Here is a 21,131-nt window from a genome sequence, read left to right as displayed (position 1 = left end):
ACTGTGGTGCTCCGGTGCCTTGCAGGTGGTGCGGGTGCTGCTTCGGTTGTTCAGGCCTGGCGGGTGGTCAGCAGGCGGACGGGGCCGAGGAGTCCGGCCGTCCGCTGCCCCGGCAGGACGTAGGGGGTGGGCGACGCGTCGTCGAGCCAGGGCGCGAGCGTGCCGAGGACGGTGACGGTCAGCTCGCTGCCGCCGGGCGCCACCAGGCCGGTGAGGTCGAACCGGTACGGCGACCAGACGCGCACCCCGGCCGGGCGCCCGTCGACGGCCACCTCGGCGGTGCCGCGCACCCGCCCCAGGTCCAGCTCGACCCGGCCGGCGTCCGCCGGCGCCTCGATGCGCCGGGAGTAGCGCACCCCGCCCGCGAAGGAGCCGAGGCCGTGCTCGGCCCACGGCCCGGCGGCCATCGCCCCGGCGCCGCAGCGGAACCGCGCGGGGCCGGACCACAGCCCGTCCCCGGCGGAGCGGGCGCGCAGCACCAGCACCCGGCCGGGCTCCGCCGCGTCCGGCAGCGCCACGCCGTCGGCGGTGACGGCGAGTTCGCGGCCGTCCAGCCAGGCCTGCACCCCGGGGAGCGAGGCGAGCGGCTCGGGCAGCTCCGCGGCGTGCGCGCCGGGCGGCACGGCGATCCGGAACCAGCGGTCGGCCGGCTCCTGGTCGGGGAACGGGTCCGGCTCCAGGTCCAGCACGGTCTGCTGGTCGGGGCGGGCCTCCAGCCAGGCGGTCCGCGGCAGCGGGTGCGGACGGGCCGTCAGGTGCGAGAACCGCGGGTCGCCGTGCTGGGCGCGGCGCAGCGCGGCCGGCTCGGCCGCGCCGTCCCGGGTGACCTCCCAGGAGGTGTCGGTGACGAGCGTCGCGGTGCTGCCGTCGGGCATCCGGACGATGCCGTCCACCAGCAGGGCGACGGGGAAGGTGCCGGGGTCGGTGAAGACCGCCTCGACGGTGTTCGCGCCGGCGTGCAGCCGGTCGCCGACCTCGTAGGGCACCACGCGGTGGTGCGGGCGCTCCGGGTAGGGGTCGAAGGCGCCCTGCCGGCCCACCTCGTGGCCGTTGACGCGCAGCGCGCACGGCCCGATGGTGCCGAACTGCACGGTGGCGGCGGCGGGTTCGGCGTCCAGCTGGAGGACGGTGGCGATGCGGACGGCGGAGGCCCTGCGCACCGGCGTGCTCGGGGTGACCCACTCGGGGCGGCGGAAGGCGCCGGCGTCCCGGGTGAGGCACCAGTGCCCGCGCAGCGTGCCGGCCTGCTCGGCGGTGACGCGCACCTCCAGGACGTTGCGCCCGCCGGTGGGGGCGGTCTCGACGGGGTCCAGGCGGAGGTAGCCGCCGGGGTCCTCGGGCAGCTTCCGCCCGTTCCACCAGACGTCCTTGCGGCCGGGGGCGCCGACCGCCAGATGCAGCGGCCCCGCCGGGCCCGCGACGGCGGGCAGCGTGGTCCGCAGATGGACGGCCTGCCCGGCGCGGACGCCGCCGACGTGCCAGAACTCCTCCGGGACGGTGCCGGAGGGGCCGAGGGTGCCGCGGTGCACGGGGTCCTTCTCCAGTCCGCGCGCCAGGTCGTAGCGGACGGCCTTGGCGCCGGGCGCGCGGAGCCGGGCGGCGAGGCCCGGGGCGGACGTCTGCGCGGGCGTCAGCGGGTCCGGCAGCGCGGCGGGGTCCGCGGGCCCGAACCACCAGGCGCGGGTGCCGATCCCGGTGAGCACGCGCCGGTACGGGCCCTGCTCCGCGGTTGCCTGCTCGATCCGCCACGCCTCGACGACGGCGTCGGAGGGGGGCTCGTCCGGGGTGGCGAAGTCCCAGTCCCCGGACATGCCGTCGTGGGTCGCTCGCGCGGTTCGCCCCGCAGGGGCGCGGGGAACTGCGCGAGCGAGCACAGCCGGCCCGTCGGCCGGAGAACCGCCGGAACCCCCGGGGCGCGCTTCCGTACCCTCGCCCTCCGCGGTTCGCCCCGTCCCTGACGGAGATGCCAGGGCGGTGGGCAGCAGCCGCGTCGTCCAGGTGTCCGCGAGAGGCGTCTCCGTCGCCGCCTCCGCCACCGGCGCCGCCGGCCCTGCGGGCGCCGCCGCGGCGTCCGGGCCGCCGTCCAGGGCGACCAGCACCGCCGCGGGCGCCGACGCGAAGTCGACGTCGACCTCCGTCCAGCCGTCCGCCGCGCGCGTCACCGCCGGGCGCGTCCCGCCGGTCACCGGGTCCCACTGCTCGACCGACGCCGCGTGCCCCGGCAGCCGCACGGTCATCCGCTCGCGGTTCCGCGCCGGGTCGAAGTCGTAGCCGACGGAGTTGACCTGACGGGTGTTGGTCTTCTGGTGCGTCCACTGGTGCCCGTCCGCCCGCACCGGCCCGTCCACCATCGGCTGGGCCGTTGCCGACCCGTCGTCCGCCGCCGGGACGAAGACCACCCGCCGCCGTCCCACCCGGCGCACCAGCGTCGGCACGGGGGCGTCCACCGGGCGGTCCGCGCCGTCCAGCAGGGCGCCCAGCGCCTCGTCGAGGTGCGGCGCCGCCTCCGGGTCGTCCGGGTCGTAGGGCAGGTGCCGCACGCCCTCCGCCGCCGGGTCGGCGACCAGGGCGCGCAGCTGCTCGATCGCCGCCTCGCCGGCCTGCTCGAAGTTCCCGCCCGTCTCCCGCCACCGCCCTTCCACGGAGGCGCTGCGCGCCCGCGCCCTTTTGGGGCCCGCCGCGGAGCGCTCCGGCAGCGCGCCGAGCAGCACCACGCGCCCGCCCGCCTGGGCGAACTGCAGCAGCCGCAGCGCGGTGGCCCCCTCCACCACCGCGCACCCGGGGACCAGGACCGTGCGGTAGGACTCCTCCGCGGTGGCAAGCCGGGCGGCCGCGCCGGTCCCCACCACCCGGGCGCCCGCCGCGCTGTCGTCGTCCAGGACGTCGAAGTCGACGCCGAGCCGCGGCAGCGCGCCCGGCACCGCGTGGTGCCACTCCTCGTCGCCGATGAGCGCGAAGTAGGCGGCGTGCGCGGCCCGCGCGAGCGGGGTGGCGCCTTCCTCGCCGGTGGTGAGCAGGGTGCCGGCCTGGGCGGTGGCCGACGGGTAGAGCACGGCGACGGAGCACTCGTGGTGACCCTCCGTCAGGATCCCGCAGAGGCGGGAGACGGTGTCGGCGAAGTACCGGTAGTGCCGCCAGTAGGGCTGCCGCCAGCAGGTGGAGGGCGGCGCCCACTCGTACCAGCCGCCGCGGACGTCGTAGTAGACCGCGTGCGGGTCGTAGAGGTTGGCGCCGCGGGCGAGCCAGGGCAGCAGCCAGTCGAAGGTCTCCTCCAGTGTGCCGCCCCATCCGGAGGAGTGGAACGCCTCGATCCAGGAGCGCGGCCGCCGGTAGTGGTGCGCCAGCGAGGAGTGGATCTTCGTGGAGCCGTGGTGGTCGGTGCCGGGCGCGCTGTACCAGCGGTGGGTGCGCAGGTAGTCGCCGTACAGCTGGGCGGCGCCGGACGGTTCGCCGGAGCGGGCCGGGCCCTGCTGGTCGAAGCCGACGAGCAGGCCGTGGCGCTCGTGCCAGTCGTGCAGCGGGCGGAAGAAGCTCTCCTCGGCGAGCGCGGCGCGCAGCCGGTGGTAGTCGCCGCGCAGCCGTTCGGCGGCGGGGCCGGAGCCCCAGCCGGCGCCGCCCTCCCACAGGGCGGGGAGCAGCGGGAGCGGGTCGTAGCCGCAGCGCTCCCGGAAGGCGTCGGCGAAGCCGGCGCCCCAGGACGGCAGGGAGGGCAGCTCGTCCTGGAAGGAGCCGACGATCACCGAGCCGAACCACTTGCCGAGCCGCCGCTCGATCGCGCCGTGCACGGTGTCCAGGAGCTTGGCGCAGCCGTCCGCGGAGAAGTAGTCGAAGCCCTCGCGGACCTCGTAGACGAGGGTGACGCGGTGCAGGGCGTCGGCGTCCAGCCCGGCGAAGCCGTCCTCGCCGACCGGGGCGCCGACCGGATTGCCGCCCGGGGCGTCCAGCTCGGCGGCGGTGAGGCAGACCGGGGTGCCCTCGGCGGGCAGCGCGGGCCGGGCGCGGCCGGCGGCGACCTCGGCGCCGGTGGCCTCGACGGTGGCGCGGGCCAGCGAGTGGCCGGCCCACTCCGGGGTGCCGGCGACCAGCAGGCCCTGGAGGTTGGCGCCGGAGAAGCCGATCTGGTCGTAGAACCACAGCCGGACGCCCAGCGGTTCGGCCGCGGCGCAGGCGCCGTCGAACAGCTCCCACCACTCCTCGGTGAGGAAGTGCGGGCGGTCGGCGAGGCTGCCGTAGAGCGGGCCGGTGGGGGCGAGGTTCATCACCACCGCGTTTCTGACGCCCTGTCGGGCCAGCTCGGACAGCTGGCGGCCGAGGCGCTCGGGCGTCACGCCGTCCTCGTAGGCGCCACTCCACCACCACAGGGGCACGGGGGAGAAGGCGGGCTGCGGGTCGGCGAAGCGGCGGTGCAGATCGGGGTGTGCGGTGGTCATGGGGCCGTGGACCCTCCCATGCGCTTTTCACATCATCGGTGTGAAGAACAGCGTTCAGCGGTGTTAACTGCGCGCTGCGGCGAAGGTAGCGGGCCCCGCAGAGGGCGGCAAGACTCCGTGCGACAACGTTCTTGAAGCGATTCAACACGTGCGTCCCCTGCCCACGGGCCGCGCGCGTCCGTACCATCGGCGTCCATGCCGAACCTGCCCGATGCGGTGACCCTGGCGATACCCGCGTTCGTCCTGCTGACGCTCGTGGAGATCGTCTCCTACCGGTTCCACCCGGACGAGGAGCAGGAGGGCTACGCCCTCAGGGACACCGTCACCAGCATCACCATGGGCCTGGGAAGCCTGGTGACCAATCTGCTGTGGAAGATCCCGGCGGTCGCCCTCTACACCGCGGTCTACGCGCTCACCCCGCTGCGCACCCCGGTGCACTGGTGGACCACCGTTCCGCTGATGCTGCTCGGCCAGGACTTCTGCTACTACTGGCTGCACCGCTCCACCCACCGGGTGCGGATCCTGTGGGCGCAGCACGTGGTGCACCACTCCAGCCGGCGCTTCAACCTCTCCACCGCGCTGCGCCAGCCGTGGACCGACCTCACCTTCGGCGTCTTCTACCTGCCGCTGGTGGTGTGCGGGGTGAGCCCGGCCGCGATCGCGTTCTGCTCCTCGGCGAACCTGGTCTACCAGTTCTGGATCCACACCGAGCGGATCCGGAAGCTCCCGGCGCCCTTGGAGTTCCTCCTCAACACCCCCTCCCACCACCGGGTGCACCACGCCTCGCAGGGCGGCTACCTGGACCGCAACTTCGGCGGCATCCTCATCGTCTGGGACCGGATGTTCGGCACCTTCGCCCCGGAGACCTCCCGCCCCGTCTACGGGCTGACGAAGAACATCGCCACCTACAACCCGCTGCGGGTCGCCACCCACGAGTACGCCGCGATCGCCCGCGACCTGCACGGCTCCGGCAGCGTCCGGACGGCCGCCGGGCGGCTCTTCCGCGGCCCCGGCTGGCAGCCGGACGGGCCCGCGGCGGCCGCACCGGCGCCCGCTTCGGCGGCCGAACCGGCACCTGCACCGGCTCCCGCTCCGGGGGGCGAGCCCGCCCCGGCCGCGGCCGCCGAACCCGCCGAGCGCTGACGTCCCACCGGCCGTCTCAACACCCGGAACCCGCCGCCGGACACACAGCGTGTCCCCCTACACTGGCGGGGTGATCTCCCGACTCGATCTGCGCGGCGCCTCCGGCGACCCGCGCGACCTGCTGCCCCGCGCCGACCTGGACGTCGAGGCCGCACTGGAGACGGTGCGGCCCATCTGCGACGCGGTCCATCATCGCGGCGAGGCGGCGCTCATCGAGCTGACGGAGAAGTTCGACGGCGTGCGGATCGACTCGATCCGGGTGCCCAAGGAGGCCCTCGACGAGGCCGCCGAGGCGCTCGACCCGACGGTCCGCGCCGCCCTCCAGGAGTCCATCCGCCGCGCCCGGCTCGTCCACCGCGAGCAGCGCCGCACCGACCACACCACCGCCGTGGTGCCCGGCGGCACCGTCACCGAGCGCTGGGTGCCCGTCGACCGGGTGGGGCTCTACGTCCCCGGCGGCCGGGCCGTCTACCCGTCCTCCGTGGTGATGAACGTGGTGCCCGCCCAGGAGGCCGGCGTCCCCTCCATCGCCGTGGCCTCGCCCGCCCAGAAGGAGTTCGGCGGGCTGCCGCACCCCACCATCCTGGCCGCCTGCGCGCTGCTGGGCGTCGACGAGGTGTACTCCGTCGGCGGCGCCCAGGCGATCGCCATGTTCGCCCACGGCGCCGGGCCCTGCGCCCGCGCCGACCTGGTCACCGGCCCCGGCAACATCTATGTGGCCGCCGCCAAGCGGCTGCTCAAGGGCCGGATCGGCATCGACGCCGAGGCCGGGCCCACCGAGATCGCCGTCCTCGCCGACGCCACCGCGAACCCGGTGCACATCGCCGCCGACCTGATCTCCCAGGCCGAGCACGACGTGGTCGCCGCAGCGGTGCTTGTCACCGACTCCCCGGAGCTGGCCGACGCGGTCGAGGCCGAGCTGCCCCGCCAGGTGGAGGCCACCCGGCACAGCGCCCGGATCGCCGAGGCGCTGGCCGGCAAGCAGTCCGCGATCGTGCTGGTCGAGGACATCGACCAGGGCCTGGACGTGGTGAACGGCTACGCCGCCGAGCACCTGGAGATCCAGACCGCCGACGCGCCCGCCGTCGCCGCCCGGGTCCGCAACGCCGGCGCGGTCTTCGTCGGCCCCTACGCGCCCGTCTCGCTCGGCGACTACGCCGCCGGGTCCAACCATGTGCTGCCCACCGGGGGCTGCGCGTGCCATTCGTCCGGGCTCTCCGTGCAGTCCTTCCTGCGCGGCATCCATGTGGTCGCCTACGACGAGCAGGCGCTCGCCGACGTCGCCCACCATGTGGTCGCCCTCGCCGACGCGGAGGACCTCCCCGCGCACGGCGCCGCGATCCGAGCCCGGTACGACTGGAAGGTCCCGAACCCGTCATGACACGCCCCACCCGAGTCGACGACCTGCCGATCCGGGACGAGCTGCGCGGCCAGCACGCCTACGGCGCGCCGCAGTTGGACGTCCCCGTCCGCCTCAACACCAACGAGAACCCGCACCCGCTGCCCGAGGCGCTGGTGGCCCGGATCGCCGAGCGCGTCACCGAGGCCGCCCGCGGCCTCAACCGCTACCCCGACCGGGACGCCGTCGAGCTGCGCACCCGCCTCGCGGAGTACCTCTCCCGCGGCGGGGTGCCGATCGCGCCCGCGCAGGTGTGGGCGGCCAACGGCTCCAACGAGGTCATCCAGCAGCTGCTGCAGGCCTTCGGCGGGCCGGGCCGGCTCGCGCTGGGCTTCGACCCGTCCTACTCCATGCACGCGCTGATCTCCCGCGGCACCGGCACCGCCTGGCTGTCCGGCCCGCGCCGCGCCGACTTCACCGTGGACGTCGAGGCGGCCCGCGCCGCCCTCGCCGAGCACCGCCCGCACGTCGTCTTCCTCTGCTCGCCCAACAACCCCACCGGCACGGCCATCGAGCCCGAGACGGTGCTCGCGGTGTACGAGGCGGCCCAGGCGGCCCGTCCCTCGCTGGTGGTCGTCGACGAGGCGTACGTGGAGTTCTCGCACGGCCGCTCGCTGCTGGAGCTGCTGGACGGCCGGCCCAACCTGGTGATCACCCGGACGATGTCCAAGGCGTTCGGCGCCGCCGGGCTGCGGCTGGGCTACCTCGCCGCCGACCCTGCGGTGGTGGAGGCGCTGCTGCTGGTGCGGCTGCCCTACCACCTGTCGTCCGTCACCCAGGCCACCGCGCTCGCCGCGCTGGAGCACACCGACACCCTGCTCGGCTACGTCGAGCAGCTGAAGGCCGAGCGCGACCGGGTCGCCGCCGCGCTGGCCGCCCTCGGCCTGGAGGTCGTCCCCTCGGACGCCAACTTCATCCAGTTCGGCCGGTTCGCGGACGCCGACGCCGCCTGGCGGACGCTGCTCGACCAGGGCGTGCTGGTGCGCGACAACGGGCTGCCCGGCTGGCTGCGCGTCAGCATCGGGACCGAGGCCGAGAACGACGCCTTCCTGGCGGCCGTGAAGTCGGTGGATGTCGTCACGAAGAAGGAGCAGCAATGAGCCGCGTGGGCCGCGTCGAGCGCACCACCAAGGAGACCTCCGTCCTGGTCGAGATCGGCCTGGACGGCACCGGGCAGGTCGACGTCGCCACCGGCGTCGGCTTCTTCGACCACATGCTCGACCAGCTGGGCCGGCACGGGCTGTTCGACCTCACCGTCAAGACCGACGGCGATCTGCACATCGACACCCACCACACCATCGAGGACACCGCGCTCGCGCTGGGCGCCGCCTTCCGGCAGGCGCTCGGCGACAAGAGCGGCATCCGCCGGTTCGGCGACGCCTCGGTGCCGCTGGACGAGTCGCTCGCCCAGGTGACGGTCGACCTCTCCGGCCGCCCGTACCTGGTGCACACCGAGCCCGAGGGCATGGCGCCGATGATCGGCGCCTACGACACCACCATGACCCGGCACGTCCTCGAGTCGTTCGTGGCGCAGGCGCAGATCGCGCTGCACGTCCACGTCCCCTACGGCCGCAACGCCCACCACATCGTCGAGTGCCAGTTCAAGGCGCTGGCGCGGGCGCTGCGGGCCGCCGCCGAGCCGGATCCCCGCCAGACCGGCATCCCCTCCACGAAGGGCGCGCTGTAGAACCATGAAGGACACCCTGACGATCATTCTGATCTGCATAGGGCTGATGTTCGCGGGCGGCGTGTACTCGTTCGCCAAGCAGCAGATGCCCAAGCAGGTCGTGGTGCTGGTGGGCGTGGCGTCCGCGCTCTTCCTGGCGCTGGGCGTCTACCGCTGGGTCCAGGTCGGCTGACGGAGGGTCGGATGGGAACGCGGGTAGCGGTACTGGACTACGGCTCGGGCAACATCCGCTCGGCCGAGCGGGCACTGGCCCGCACCGGCGCCGAGGTGGAGGTCACCGCCGACCGGCGCACCGCGCTGGAGGCGGACGGCCTGCTGGTGCCGGGCGTCGGCGCCTACGCGGCGTGCATGGCCGGGCTCCGCGCGGTGCGCGGCGACGAGATCATCGGCCGGCGGCTGGCCGGCGGCCGCCCGGTGCTGGGCATCTGCGTCGGCATGCAGATCCTCTTCGAGCGCGGCATCGAGCACGGCGTGGAGACGCAGGGCTGCGGCGAGTGGCCCGGCACGGTGGAGAAGCTGCGGGCGCCGGTGGTGCCGCACATGGGCTGGAACACCGTCTCCGCCCCCGAGGGCAGCCGGCTCTTCGCCGGCATAGGGCCGGAGGAGCGGTTCTACTTCGTGCACTCCTACGCGGTGCGCCGCTGGGAGCTCACCGACACCCCCTACGCCCCGCCGCGGGTGACCTGGTCGGAGCACGGGGAGCCGTTCGTGGCCGCGGTCGAGAACGGGCCGCTGTGGGCGACCCAGTTCCATCCGGAGAAGTCGGGGGACGCGGGCGCCACGCTGCTCGCCAACTGGGTCGCGTCCCTCTGACACCCCCTCAAGCCTCTCTCCGCAACACCTCTTGGGAAGGAACACCGATGGCGAAGCTCGAGCTGCTGCCGGCCGTGGATGTGCGCGACGGCCAGGCCGTGCAGCTGGTGAAGGGCGAGTCCGGCACCGGCGGCCGCTACGGCGAGCCGCTGGCCGCCGCGCTGGCCTGGCAGGAGGCCGGCGCCGAGTGGATCCATCTGGTCGACCTGGACGCGGCGTTCGGCACCGGCGACAACCGCGCCCTGATCGCCGACGTCGCCGGCCGGCTGGATGTGAAGATCGAGCTCTCCGGCGGCATCCGCGACGACGCCTCCCTGGAGGCCGCGCTCGCCACCGGCTGCCGCCGCGTCAACCTGGGCACCGCCGCGCTGGAGGAGCCCGAGTGGGTGGCCAAGGCGATCGCCGCGCACGGCGACCGGATCGCGGTCGGCCTGGACGTGCGCGGCACCACGCTGCGCGGCCGCGGCTGGACGCGGGACGGCGGCAACCTCTACGAGACGCTGGCCCGCCTCGACGCCGAGGGCTGCGCCCGCTACGTGGTCACCGACATCAACCAGGACGGCACCCTCACCGGCCCCAACCTCCAGCTGCTGCGCGACGTCTGCGCCCGCACCGACCGCCCCGTGGTGGCCAGCGGCGGCATCTCCTCGCTCGACGACCTGCGCGCGCTGGCCGCGATGACCGGAGAGGGCGTCGAGGGCGCCATCGTCGGAACGGCCCTCTACGAGGGCGCGTTCACGCTCCCGGAGGCCCTGGCGCTCGTCCGGGAGGGGTGAGGCGGCCGTGACCGGGATACGGCGGGAGGGCGACCGGGCCTTCTCCGGCAGCCCCCACGAGGCCGACTTCGGGTCGGCGCGGGCGGTGCAGGCCGGCCCGCTGGTGCTGGTCTCCGGCTGCACCGCGCTGCGCGACGGGCTGGTCGTCGGCGAGGGCGACCCCTACCGGCAGGCCCGGCGGGCGATCGCCGCCGCGCTGGAGGCGCTGGCGGTCTTTGGGCTGGGCAAGGCGGACGTGGTGCGCACCCGGATGTTCGTCACCCACACCCGGGACACCGAGGCGGTGGGCCGGGCGCACCGCGACGAGCTGGGCGAGGTCCGGCCCGCGGCCACCATGGTGGTGGTCCAGGGGCTGGTCGACTCGCGGACGATGGTCGAGATCGAGGTCGAGGCCCTGAGGAGGGATCCGAGTTGAGTCTGGCGGTCCGAGTGATCCCGTGCCTGGACGTCGACGCCGGGCGCGTCGTCAAGGGCGTCAACTTCCGCAACATGCGGGACGCGGGCGACCCGGTGGAGCTGGCCCGCCGCTACGACGCGGAGGGCGCGGACGAGCTGACGTTCCTGGACATCACCGCCTCCTCCGGAGACCGCGCCACCATGTACGACGTGGTGCGCCGCACGGCCGAGCAGGTCTTCATCCCGCTGACGGTGGGCGGCGGGGTGCGCGCCGTCGACGACGTCGACCGGCTGCTGCGGGCCGGCGCCGACAAGGTGGGCGTCAACACCGCGGCGATCGCCCGCCCGGAGCTGGTCGGGGAGATCTCCGCGCGGTTCGGCTCCCAGGTGCTGGTGCTGAGCGTGGATGCGCGCCGCGCCGAGCCGGGCTCGGGGATGCGCTTCGAGGTGACCACGCACGGCGGACGCCGCGGCGCCGGCATCGACGCGGTGGAGTGGGCGGAGCGGGCGGCGGGCCTGGGGGCCGGCGAGATCCTGCTGAACTCGATGGACGCGGACGGCACCGAGGACGGCTACGACCTGGAGATGATCGAGGCGGTACGGGCCGCCGTCGACGTCCCGGTGATCGCCAGCGGCGGCGCGGGCAAGACCGCGGACTTCCCGCCGGCGGTCGCCTCCGGCGCGGACGCGGTGCTGGCGGCGAGCGTCTTCCACTTCGGCCGGCTGACGATCGGCCAGGTCAAGGACGCGCTGCGGGAGTCGGGCGCGCCGGTGCGCTGAGCGCGTGCCGGGCCCCGCGCCCTGGAAGGGGCGCGGGGGACCATGGTCCGATCAGCAGTGCAGCGCGCGGGTGGCGACGCCCTGCTCGTCGAGGGAGGGGCACTCCTTCGGCGGGGTGGTGCGGGTCTTGCCGCCGTTGACGCCGGTGTTGCCGAGCGTCGGGTTGAGCCCGCCGATGACCGTGGCGGTGTTGCCGACCACGTTCACCGGGACGTCGACCGGGGCCTGCACCAGGTTGCCGCTGATGAACCCGGGGGAGTGCGCGGCGACGCCCTTGGCGGTCGCGCCCGGGGCGTCGTGGTTGGCGCAGGCGTTGGCGAACGTCGGGTTCAGCGCGCCGATGCCGGTGACGGTGTTGCCGCAGGCGTTGACCGGCACCGAGACCGGGACCTGCACCGCGTTGCCGGAGACGGCACCGGGCGAGCCGACCGCCGCACCGGAGGCGGAGGAGGCGGCGCTCGCGACGCCGGCGGCGGCACCGAGCAGGCCGCACGCGGCGGTGGCGACGACGGCGGTCCGCCGCATGGCACTAATACGCATGGATCTGCGCCTTTCTGGGGGGTGGGTATATCTGGGGGGAAAGGATCGGGAGGGGCGGCGTCAGTTCGCGGAGGAGTTGCCGAGCGCCGGGTTGAGCCCACCGATGCCGGTGACGCTGTTGCCGGTGGCGTTCACCGGGACGTCGACCGGGACCTGCACCAGGTTGCCGCTGAGGAAGCCGGGGGAGTGCAGGGCGGCACCCTTGGCCACGGCGCCCGGCATGTCGTGGTTGACGCAGCGGTTGCCCAGCGTCGGGTTGAGCGCGCCGACCACGGTGACGGTGTTGCCGCAGACGTTCACCGGAACGGAGACCGGGACCTGCACCTGGTTGCCGCTGCCCGCGCCGGGCGAGCCGATGGCGGCACCCGCCGCACCGGCGTTGGCGAAGGCGGCGGAGCCGCTGCCCAGCACGGCGCCGGCCGCGACGAGGACAACCGCGGCGCGCTTGAGGGTCACGAGGGACATCGATCGATCACCTTTCGGATCAGGGTCGTGGGGAGGAGCCGCTCGGCGGCATCCGATCCGAGAAACGACTCCGTCCCGCGGTCCGTGACGATCGAGGTCCGATATTCACCTGTCTGGCCCAATGGGCACGCCCCCGACCACCCGTTCCGGGGACGCGGGGTGATGCCGCGTCACACCTCGCGCGAGGCCTGCCGCATCCGGATCGCGGCGTAGACGGCGCCGGCCAGCGCCAGGTCGGTGAGCAGCCCGAAGCCGATCGCGTAGGAGTGCTGACCTGCGTAGATGGCGCCCATCACGAGCGGCGGGACGAAGCCGCCGAGCCCGCCGACGGCGCCCACGATGCCCGTCACGCTGCCGACCTGCTCCACCGGCGTCACCTGGGACACCAGCGCGAAGACCGAACCGCTGCACACCCCCAGGCCGAAGGCCATCCCCAGCAGGAAGGCGGTGCCGGCCCAGTGCAGGCTCGGGGCGAACGCCTGGCACTGGGAGAGGATCCCGGTGAAGACCAGCGCCCAGGCGGTGACGACGGCCGGGTGGATGCGGTCCGAGAGCCAGCCGCCGATCGGCCGGCCGATGACGGTGAGCACCGCGAAGCCGGCCGCCTTGGTGCCCGCGTCGGTCGGCGAGAGGTGGTACCAGGTCTTGAGGTAGGTCGGCAGGTACGTCCCGTAGGCGACGATGCCGCCGAAGCCGATCGCGTAGAGCGCGGAGAGCTCCCAGGTGACCCGGAACCTCCCGGCCTGCTTCAGACGGGCCGTCAGCGGCGTCGTCGGGATCTTGCGCCCCGGGTGGTCGCGGATCAGCAGCATCGCGATGACGCAGTACACCGCGATGCAGAAGGCCACCACGATGTAGGGCAGGTCCTGGCTGTGCTGCCAGATCCGCGGCGAGAAGTACCCGGAGAAGGCGGTGCCGCCCATGCCCATGCCGAAGACGCCCAGCGCGAAGCCGCGCCTGCTGGGCGGGAACCAGGAGTTGACCAGCGGGATGCCGATGGCGAACGTGGTGCCGCCGATGCCCAGCACGAAGGCCACCAGCACCAGCGACCAGTAGCTGTGCCGGGCCGGGATCAGCAGCAGCACCGGGATGATGGTCAGCGCAGAGACCAGCGGGAACATCAGCCGGGCGCCCAGCTTGTCGGTGAGCGCCCCCACCGGGATCCGCCCCAGCGATCCGACGATCACCGGCACGGCGACGAGGAAGGAGTTGGCGAAGGTGCCGAAGCCCAGCTCGTCCTGGAAGTGCGTGGCGAGCGGGGCGATCAGGTTCCACGCCCAGAAGGTGAGGCCGAACCCGACGGTGGCGACCACCAGGTTCACATAGGCGGCGGCCGGGACCCGGGTCTCCTCGGTCCTGGAGGCGCTGGCCGGGGGCGAGGGCGGGGCGGACGTCGTCATCGGGGTCTCCTTCCGGGATCCTGATGCGACGTTAGAACCGGATCATCACATTCCGTCAGCTGGTGTGCTCCGAACGGGCCTTTCGGCCCACCCGCACGGCCCAATCGGGACTGAATGACCCTTCGGCACCGCCGCACCGGCGGGCAACCTGGCCCCGTGACGACGACGCCGACCCAGCCCGGAGCCACCCCGCCGGATGCCGGAGCCGACCATCCCGGAACGGACGGACCCGCATCCGACGCCCTGCTCAGACTGGGGCGGGCCTTCCGCAGGGTCCCCTACTCCAAGGACCTGCGCGCCGAGTACCTCACCGGCGGCCGCCAGGGGGACGTCTTCTACCGGGAGCGCTGGAGCCACGACAAGGTCGTCGACTCCACCCACGGCGTCAACTGCACCGGCTCCTGCCGCTGGAAGGTGTACGTCAAGGACGGCATCATCACCTGGGAGACGCAGGGCACCGACTACCCGTCCGTCGGCCCGGACCGCCCCGAGTACGAGCCCCGCGGCTGCCCGCGCGGCGCCGCCTTCTCCTGGTACACCTACTCGCCCACCCGGGTGCGCTACCCCTATGTGCGCGGCGCCCTGCTCACCCTCTACCGCGAGGCGAAGGCGAAGTACGGGGAGCCGGTGGCCGCCTGGCGGTCCATCCAGGACAACCCCGACCGGCGCCGCGCCTACCAGCAGGCCCGCGGCAAGGGCGGGCTGGTGCGGGCGAGCTGGGAGGAGGCGATCGAGATCGCCGCCGCCGCCCAGGTGCACACCATCAAGAAGTACGGCCCCGACCGGATGGCCGGGTTCTCGCCCATCCCGGCGATGTCGATGGTCTCCCACGCCGCCGGCGCCCGCTACCACTCGCTGCTCGGCGCGAGCATGCTCTCCTTCTACGACTGGTACTGCGACCTGCCGGTGGCCTCCCCGCAGGTCTTCGGCGACCAGACCGACGTCCCGGAGTCCGGCGACTGGTGGGACGCCGCCTACCTGATGATGTGGGGCAGCAACGTCCCCGTCACCCGCACCCCGGACGCGCACTGGATGGCCGAGGCGCGCTACCGCGGCACCAAGGTCGTCACCGTCGCGCCCGACTACGCGGACAACAGCAAGTTCGCCGACGAGTGGCTGCACCCGCACCCCGGCACCGACGCCGCGCTCGCCCTCGCCATGGGCCATGTGATCCTCAAGGAGTACTTCGTCGACCGGCGCGAGGCCTTCTTCGACGACTACGTCCGCCGCTACACCGACCTGCCGTTCCTGGTCACCCTCGAGGAGCGGGACGGCGCCTTCGTGCCCGGCAAGTTCGTCCGCGCCTCCGACCTGCCCGGCGCCGGCGGCGAGGCGGACGCCGCCGAGTGGAAGACCGTCGTCATCGACGACGGCACCGGCCATCCGCACATCCCCACCGGCTCCATCGGCTTCCGCTGGAACGAGCGCGACGCGGGCAAGTGGAACCTCGACCTGGGCGAGGTCAACCCCCGGCTGAGCCTGCACGCCGCCGCCGGCAGCGAGCAGGTCGAGCTGCTGCTGCCCCGCTTCGACCTGCCCGTCGACGTGGACGGCAAGTCCACCGGCAGCGTCCGCCGCGGCGTCCCCGCGACCCGGCTCGCCCCCGGCGGTCCGCTGGTCACCACCGTCTTCGACCTGCTGCTCGCCCAGTACGGGGTGCACCGCCCGGGGCTGCCCGGCCACTGGCCGGCCGGATACGACGACCCCGACGAGCCCTGCACCCCCGCCTGGCAGGAGACCCTCACCTCGGTGCCGGCCGCCCAGGCCGCCCGCATCGCCCGGGAGTTCGCCGGCACCGCGGCGAAGACCCGCGGCCGCTGCATGATCATCATGGGCGCGGGCACCAACCACTGGTTCCACTCCGAGACGATGTACCGGGGCTTCCTCGCGCTCCTCAACCTGACGGGCTGCCAGGGCCGCAACGGCGGCGGCTGGGCCCACTACGTCGGCCAGGAGAAGTGCCGCCCCAGCACCGGCTGGGCCTGCCTCGCCTCCGCCAACGACTGGTCGCGGCCGCCCCGCCAGAACATCGGCACCGGCTTCTTCTACCTCCACACCGACCAGTGGCGCTACGACCACGCCGGCATGGAGCAGCTCGCCTCCCCGCTCGGCAACGGCGCGATGCGCGGCATGACCGCCGCCGACACCCTCGCCGCCGCCACCCGGATGGGCTGGATGCCCTCCTACCCCACCTTCGACAGAAACCCCCTCGACCTCGCCGACGAGGCGCTCGCCGCCAGCCCCGGCAAACCCGCCGCCTGGGTCGCCGAGCAGCTGCGGGAGGGCGGCCTCGGCTTCGCCGGCGAGGACCCGGACGCCCCGGCCAACTGGCCGCGCGTGCTGACCGTCTGGCGCTCCAACCTGCTCGGCTCCTCCGCCAAGGGCGCCGAGTACTTCCAGCGCCACCTGCTGGGCACCGACGCCTCGCTCACCGCCGAGGAGGCCCGCCCCGGGCAGCGCCCCAAGGACGTGAAGTGGCACGAGCACGCCCCCGAGGGCAAGCTCGACCTGCTGCTCTCCATCGACTTCCGGATGACCTCCACGACGCTGCTGTCGGACGTGGTGCTGCCCGCCGCCACCTGGTACGAGAAGCACGACCTCTCCTCCACCGACATGCACCCCTTCGTGCACTCCTTCACCCCGGCGATCGACCCGCCCTGGCAGGCGCGCAGCGACTTCGACGCCTTCCACACCCTCGCCCGCCGCTTCTCCGAACTGGCCCGCGACCACCTGGGCGTCCGCCACGACCTGGTCGCCACCGCGCTGCAGCACGACACCCCCGGCGAGGTCGCCCAGCCCGGGGGAGTGGCGCTGGACTGGCGCAAGCAGGAGGTGCCGCTGGTGCCCGGCGCCACCGGCCCGGCCCTCGCCGTGGTGGAGCGCGACTACACCGCGGTCGCCGACAAGATGGCCGCGCTCGGCCCGCTGGTGGAGAAGGCCGGGCTGCCCGTCAAGGGCATCCGGTTCCGGCCCGACGCGGAGGTCGCCGACCTCAAGGCCCGGCACGGCACGGCCCGCGGCGGCGCCGCGGCGGGGCGCCCGCTGCTGGACACCGCGGTCAAGTGCTGCGACACCATCCTGGCGCTCTCCGGTACCACCAACGGACGCCTCGCCGTCCAGGGCTTCCACACCCTGACCGAGCGCACCGGCCAGGAGATGGCGCACCTCGCGGCCGAGTGGGAGGGCAAGCGCGTCACCTACCAGGACACCCAGGCCGCGCCGGTGCCGGTGATCACCTCGCCGGAGTGGTCCGGCAGCGAGGCGGGCGGCCGCCGCTACACCGCGTTCACCCTCAACACCGAGCACCTCAAGCCCTGGCACACCCTGACGGGCCGCCAGCACTTCTTCCTCGACCACGACTGGATGACCGAGTTCGGCGAGAACCTGCCGATCTACCGGCCGCCGCTGGACATCTCCCGGATCTTCGGCGAGCCCAAGCTGGGGCCCGGCAAGGACGCCCAGGTGACGGTCCGCTACCTGACCGTCCACAACAAGTGGTCCATCCACTCCGAGTACCAGGACAACCTGCTGATGCTGGCGCTCTCCCGGGGCGGCCAGACCATCTGGATGTCCCCGCAGGACGCGGCGGCGATCGGCGCCAAGGACAACGACTGGATCGAGGCGCACAACCGCAACGGCGTGGTCAGCTGCCGGGCGGTGGTCTCCCACCGGATGCCGGAGGGGACGGTCTACATGCACCACGCCCAGGACCGCACCGTCGACACCCCCAAGACCGAGGCGACCGGCCGCCGCGGCGGCATCCACAACTCCCTCACCCGCGTGCTGCTGAAACCCACCCACCTCATCGGCGGCTACGCGCAGTTCAGCTGGGCCTTCAACTACCTCGGCCCCACCGGCAACCAACGCGACGAGGTCACGGTCATCCGCCGCCGCAGCCAGGACGTGCGGTTCTAGCCCGCGCCCCGGAAGGGGCGCGGGGAACCGCGCGAGTGAGCACGACGAACCGTGAGCCGAACCGACACCGCAACCGGAGCTACCGCATGAAACCTATGGCCCAGCTGGCGATGGTCATGAACCTCGACAAGTGCATCGGATGCCACACCTGCTCCGTCACGTGCAAGCAGACCTGGACCAACCGGGCCGGCGTCGAGTACGTGTGGTTCAACAACGTCGAGACCCGGCCCGGCCAGGGCTACCCGCGGCGCCACGAGGACCAGGAGAAGTGGCGCGGCGGCTGGGAGCTCAACGCCCGCGGCCGGCTCCGCCTCAAGGCCGGCGGCCGCCTCCGCAAGCTCGCCACCATCTTCTCCAACCCCGTCCTGCCGGAGCTCGCCGACTACTACGAGCCCTGGACCTACGACTACAAGAACCTCACCGAGGCCCCCGCCGGCGACGACATGCCCACCGCCGCGCCGCGCTCCCTGATCACCGGCAAGCCCACCGACATCGTCTGGTCCGCCAACTGGGACGACGACCTCGGCGGCATGCCCGAGCACCTCGACGACGACCCGCTGGTCGGCCGCCTCTCCGAGAAGGTCCGCGGCCAGTTCGAAGAGGCGTTCATGTTCTATGTGCCGCGCATCTGCGAGCACTGCCTCAACCCCGCCTGCGTCGCCTCCTGCCCCTCCGGCGCGATGTACAAGCGCAGCGAGGACGGCATCGTCCTGGTCGACCAGGACCGCTGCCGCGGCTGGCGGATGTGCGTCACCGGCTGCCCGTACAAGAAGGTCTACTTCAACCACCGCACCGGCAAGGCCGAGAAATGCACCCTGTGCTACCCGCGCATGGAGGTCGGCCTGCCCACCGTCTGCTCCGAGACCTGCGTGGGGCGGCTGCGCTACCTCGGCGTGATGCTCTACGACGCGGACGCCGTCACCGCCGCCGCCTGCGAGCCCGACGAGAAGAAGCTCTACCACCGGCAGTTGGACGTCTTCCTCGACCCGGAGGACCCCGCGGTGCGCCAGGAGTGCGAGCGGGCCGGCATCCCGCACGACTGGATCGAGGCGGCCCGCAGGTCGCCCGTCCACGCGCTGATCTCCAAGTACCGGGTGGCGCTGCCGCTGCACCCGGAGTACCGCACCATGCCGATGGTCTGGTACATCCCGCCGCTCTCCCCGATCGTCGACGCGCTCGCCGCGAGCGGCCACGACGGCGAGAGCCTCGACAACCTCTTCGGCGCCCTCGACACCCTGCGGATCCCCGTCGACTACCTCGCCGAGCTGTTCACCGCCGGCGACCCCGAGCCCGTCCGGGCCTCGCTGGAGACGCTCGCCGCGATCCGCAACCACCAGCGCCGCAAGAACCTCGGCGAGGAGGAGGACCCGGGCATCGCCGGCCGCGTCGGCCTCTCCGGGCAGGACCTGGACGACCTCTTCCGGCTGCTGGCCATCGCCAAGTACGGCGAGCGCTACGTCATCCCCAGCGCCGCCGCCGGGGACGCCCGGAGCCTGGAGGAGTCCGTGCTGGGCGACGGCTGCAGCCTGGAGTTCGACGGCGGCCCCGGGATGGGCGGCCCCTTCGGCGAGACCTCCGGGCAGCCCGTGCCCGCCAGCGTCGAGACCTTCCACGCCCTGAAGGAGCGCCAGACCAGCGACAGCTCCGCCGACAAGCCCGGCGGACGCCGCGTCAACCTCCTCAACTGGGACGGCAACGGGCGGCCCGCCGGCCTCTTCCCGGCCCGCAGGAAGAAGGAGAAGTGATGGCCCGGCGCCTGATGCTGAGGTCCCGGCGGCGCGCCGCGGCCGCCGCCCCCGCCGCGGACCGCCCCACCGCCGTCGTCCGCCAGGCCGCCGCGCTCTGCCTCGGCTACCCCGACACCGCCTTCCAGCAGTCCCTGCCGCTGCTCGGCCGGGCCGTCGCCGAACTCCCGGCGGCCACCCACGACAAGCCCGCCCGGCTGCTCACCGGCTTCCTGGAGCACTGCGCCGCCACCGACCCGGTCGACCTCGCCGCGCAGTACGTGGAGACCTTCGACCGCAAGAACCGCCGCTCCCTCTACCTCACCTGGTGGACGCACGGCGACACCCGCGACCGCGGCGCCGCTCTGGTGCGCCTCAAGGAGCGCTACCGGCAGGGCGGGCTGGAGTTCCGCGACGAGCCCGGCGCCGAACTCCCCGACCATCTGCCGGTGGTGCTGGAGTTCGCCGCCTCGGCCGGCGAGCCCGGCGTGCGGCTGCTCGCCGAGCACCGCCGCGGCCTGGAGGAGCTGCGCCGCTCGCTGGCCCGCGCCGCCACCCCCTGGACCGCCCCGCTGGACGCGGTGCTCGCCACCCTGCCCCCGGCCCCGGCCCGCCCCGCCCCGGCCGCCCCCGCCGACGTCCGACACCGCGTCAACGACCCCGAAGGACCCCGCCGATGACCTCCGCCGGACTGCTGCTGTGGGGCGTGCTCCCGTACGTCTGCCTCGTCGCCCTCATCGGCGGCACGGTCTGGCGCCACCGCTACGACAAGTTCGGCTGGACCACCCGCTCCTCCGAGCTGTACGAGAAGAGGCTGCTGCGGATCGCCAGCCCGCTCTTCCACTACGGCATCATCGGCGCCTTCTTCGGCCACATCCTGGGCGTGGTCATCCCCAAGAGCTGGATCGACGGCATCGGCATCGACGAGCACGCCTACCACCTCATCGCCACCTGGCTGGGCATCCCGGCCGGCCTCGCCGCCCTCGCCGGGCTCGCCATGCTGATCGTCCGACGGCGCACCACCGGCTCGGTCTTCGACGCCACCACCAACAACGACAAGGTGATGTACGTCGTGCTGCTCGGGGCGATCTGCCTGGGGCTCGCCGCCACCTTCTGGAACGCCGCCGAGGGGCCCTACGACTACCGCACCAGCGTCTCCGTGTGGTTCCGCTCGGTCTTCTACGGCGACCCGAAGATCGCGCTGATGTCGGCGACGCCGATCGTCTACCGGATCCACGCGGCCGTCGGCATGGTGCTGATCGGGATGTTCCCGTTCACCCGGCTCATCCACGCCTTCGCCGCTCCGGTCTTCTACATGTTCCGTCCGTACATCGTCTACCGCTCCCGCGACGCGCGGCAGTTGGGCGCCCGCTCGCCGCAGCGCGGCTGGGAACGCGTGCGGTGACACGTCCATGACGTGACGTGAGTAACCACACGGTCACGTGGTGGACGGGGCTCCTCCGCGGACGAGTGTTCTAACCTGCCCCACATGTCCCGCCACAGGGCTCCCACCGGGAGCCATCGGCGCGGCCGCACCGCCACTGCCACGGCACGCGACCGCAGCCGAATAACAACTCCACCTGCCGCCCCGTACGATCCGTCCCCGCCTGCCCCGCCCGCCCCCGCCGCCCGGCCCGCGCCAGTCCCTCGGCCCGCCCCCGAG

The 21,131-nt window shown here is 73.6% G+C and carries 17 protein-coding genes; 13 read left to right on the top strand and 4 right to left on the bottom strand.

The window, feature by feature from the left end:
- Positions 1-50: 50 nt before the first annotated feature.
- Positions 51-4,430 carry a hypothetical protein gene (locus BIV57_RS24610; protein ID WP_071657257.1) on the bottom strand — a complete coding sequence of 1,460 codons (4,380 nt, stop codon included), beginning with the start codon at positions 4,428-4,430 and terminating at the stop codon, positions 51-53.
- 195 nt (positions 4,431-4,625) lie between these two features.
- On the opposite strand from BIV57_RS24610, the gene BIV57_RS14720 reads away from it, so the two are divergent.
- The 9 genes from BIV57_RS14720 to hisF all read left to right on the top strand — a co-directional run bounded on the left by BIV57_RS14720 (position 4,626) and on the right by hisF (position 11,424).
- Positions 4,626-5,573, top strand: a complete 948-nt coding sequence (locus tag BIV57_RS14720) for a sterol desaturase family protein (protein ID WP_071657256.1) — start codon at positions 4,626-4,628, stop codon at positions 5,571-5,573.
- 70 nt (positions 5,574-5,643) lie between these two features.
- A complete protein-coding gene (gene hisD / locus BIV57_RS14715) occupies positions 5,644-6,954 on the top strand; it encodes a histidinol dehydrogenase (RefSeq protein WP_071657255.1) in 1,311 nt (436 codons plus the stop codon).
- The gene (locus tag BIV57_RS14710) at positions 6,951-8,072 is read left to right on the top strand and encodes a histidinol-phosphate transaminase (RefSeq protein WP_071657254.1); all 1,122 of its coding nucleotides are present in this window, start codon (positions 6,951-6,953) and stop codon (positions 8,070-8,072) included. Before hisD ends, BIV57_RS14710 begins: the two co-directional genes overlap by 4 nt.
- Positions 8,069-8,659 (top strand): imidazoleglycerol-phosphate dehydratase HisB, encoded by a 591-nt coding sequence (hisB, locus tag BIV57_RS14705; RefSeq protein ID WP_071657253.1) that lies wholly within the window; start codon positions 8,069-8,071, stop codon positions 8,657-8,659. Before BIV57_RS14710 ends, hisB begins: the two co-directional genes overlap by 4 nt.
- A 4-nt stretch (positions 8,660-8,663) precedes the next feature.
- The gene (locus BIV57_RS25205; protein ID WP_175548763.1) at positions 8,664-8,831 is read left to right on the top strand and encodes a hypothetical protein; all 168 of its coding nucleotides are present in this window, start codon (positions 8,664-8,666) and stop codon (positions 8,829-8,831) included.
- Positions 8,832-8,842: 11 nt separating this feature from the next.
- The gene (gene hisH / locus BIV57_RS14700) at positions 8,843-9,472 is read left to right on the top strand and encodes an imidazole glycerol phosphate synthase subunit HisH (RefSeq protein ID WP_071657252.1); all 630 of its coding nucleotides are present in this window, start codon (positions 8,843-8,845) and stop codon (positions 9,470-9,472) included.
- 47 nt (positions 9,473-9,519) lie between these two features.
- A complete protein-coding gene (gene priA / locus BIV57_RS14695) occupies positions 9,520-10,248 on the top strand; it encodes a bifunctional 1-(5-phosphoribosyl)-5-((5-phosphoribosylamino)methylideneamino)imidazole-4-carboxamide isomerase/phosphoribosylanthranilate isomerase PriA (protein WP_071657251.1) in 729 nt (242 codons plus the stop codon).
- 7 nt (positions 10,249-10,255) lie between these two features.
- Positions 10,256-10,663, top strand: coding sequence for a Rid family hydrolase (locus BIV57_RS14690; protein WP_419185713.1), 408 nt, complete (start codon positions 10,256-10,258; stop codon positions 10,661-10,663).
- A complete protein-coding gene (gene hisF / locus BIV57_RS14685) occupies positions 10,660-11,424 on the top strand; it encodes an imidazole glycerol phosphate synthase subunit HisF (protein ID WP_071657250.1) in 765 nt (254 codons plus the stop codon). Before BIV57_RS14690 ends, hisF begins: the two co-directional genes overlap by 4 nt.
- A gap of 51 nt (positions 11,425-11,475) precedes the next feature.
- On the opposite strand, the gene BIV57_RS26575 is transcribed toward hisF, so the two are convergent.
- The 3 genes from BIV57_RS26575 to BIV57_RS14670 all read right to left on the bottom strand — a co-directional run bounded on the left by BIV57_RS26575 (position 11,476) and on the right by BIV57_RS14670 (position 13,829).
- Entirely contained in the window at positions 11,476-11,964 is a 489-nt protein-coding gene (locus BIV57_RS26575; RefSeq protein WP_079170338.1) for a chaplin family protein, read from the bottom strand.
- A gap of 60 nt (positions 11,965-12,024) precedes the next feature.
- On the bottom strand, positions 12,025-12,429 hold the full coding sequence (locus BIV57_RS26570) for a chaplin family protein (protein WP_071657248.1): 405 nt from the start codon (positions 12,427-12,429) through the stop codon (positions 12,025-12,027).
- 170 nt (positions 12,430-12,599) lie between these two features.
- Complete coding sequence (locus tag BIV57_RS14670; protein ID WP_071657247.1) at positions 12,600-13,829, bottom strand: nitrate/nitrite transporter; 1,230 nt, start codon at positions 13,827-13,829, stop codon at positions 12,600-12,602.
- Between the two features lie 156 nt (positions 13,830-13,985).
- Between BIV57_RS14670 and BIV57_RS14665 the strand changes: the two genes are divergently transcribed.
- The 4 genes from BIV57_RS14665 (at position 13,986) to narI (ending at position 20,873) form a co-directional block, all read left to right on the top strand.
- The gene (locus tag BIV57_RS14665; RefSeq protein WP_419185712.1) at positions 13,986-17,744 is read left to right on the top strand and encodes a nitrate reductase subunit alpha; all 3,759 of its coding nucleotides are present in this window, start codon (positions 13,986-13,988) and stop codon (positions 17,742-17,744) included.
- Between the two features lie 86 nt (positions 17,745-17,830).
- Positions 17,831-19,489, top strand: coding sequence for a nitrate reductase subunit beta (gene narH, locus BIV57_RS14660; protein WP_071657246.1), 1,659 nt, complete (start codon positions 17,831-17,833; stop codon positions 19,487-19,489).
- A complete protein-coding gene (gene narJ / locus BIV57_RS14655; RefSeq protein WP_071657245.1) occupies positions 19,489-20,148 on the top strand; it encodes a nitrate reductase molybdenum cofactor assembly chaperone in 660 nt (219 codons plus the stop codon). The genes narH and narJ overlap by 1 nt, the downstream gene beginning before the upstream one ends.
- Positions 20,145-20,873: a respiratory nitrate reductase subunit gamma gene (narI, locus tag BIV57_RS14650; RefSeq protein ID WP_071657244.1), complete on the top strand. Its 729-nt coding sequence runs from the start codon at positions 20,145-20,147 to the stop codon at positions 20,871-20,873. Before narJ ends, narI begins: the two co-directional genes overlap by 4 nt.
- Positions 20,874-21,131 lie beyond the last annotated feature (258 nt).

The sequence above is a fragment of the Mangrovactinospora gilvigrisea genome, assembly GCF_001879105.1.
GTDB classification, from domain to species: domain Bacteria; phylum Actinomycetota; class Actinomycetes; order Streptomycetales; family Streptomycetaceae; genus Mangrovactinospora; species Mangrovactinospora gilvigrisea.
The sequence above is the reverse complement of the archived record's forward strand: the minus strand, read 5'-3'. Positions and strand labels throughout refer to the sequence as shown.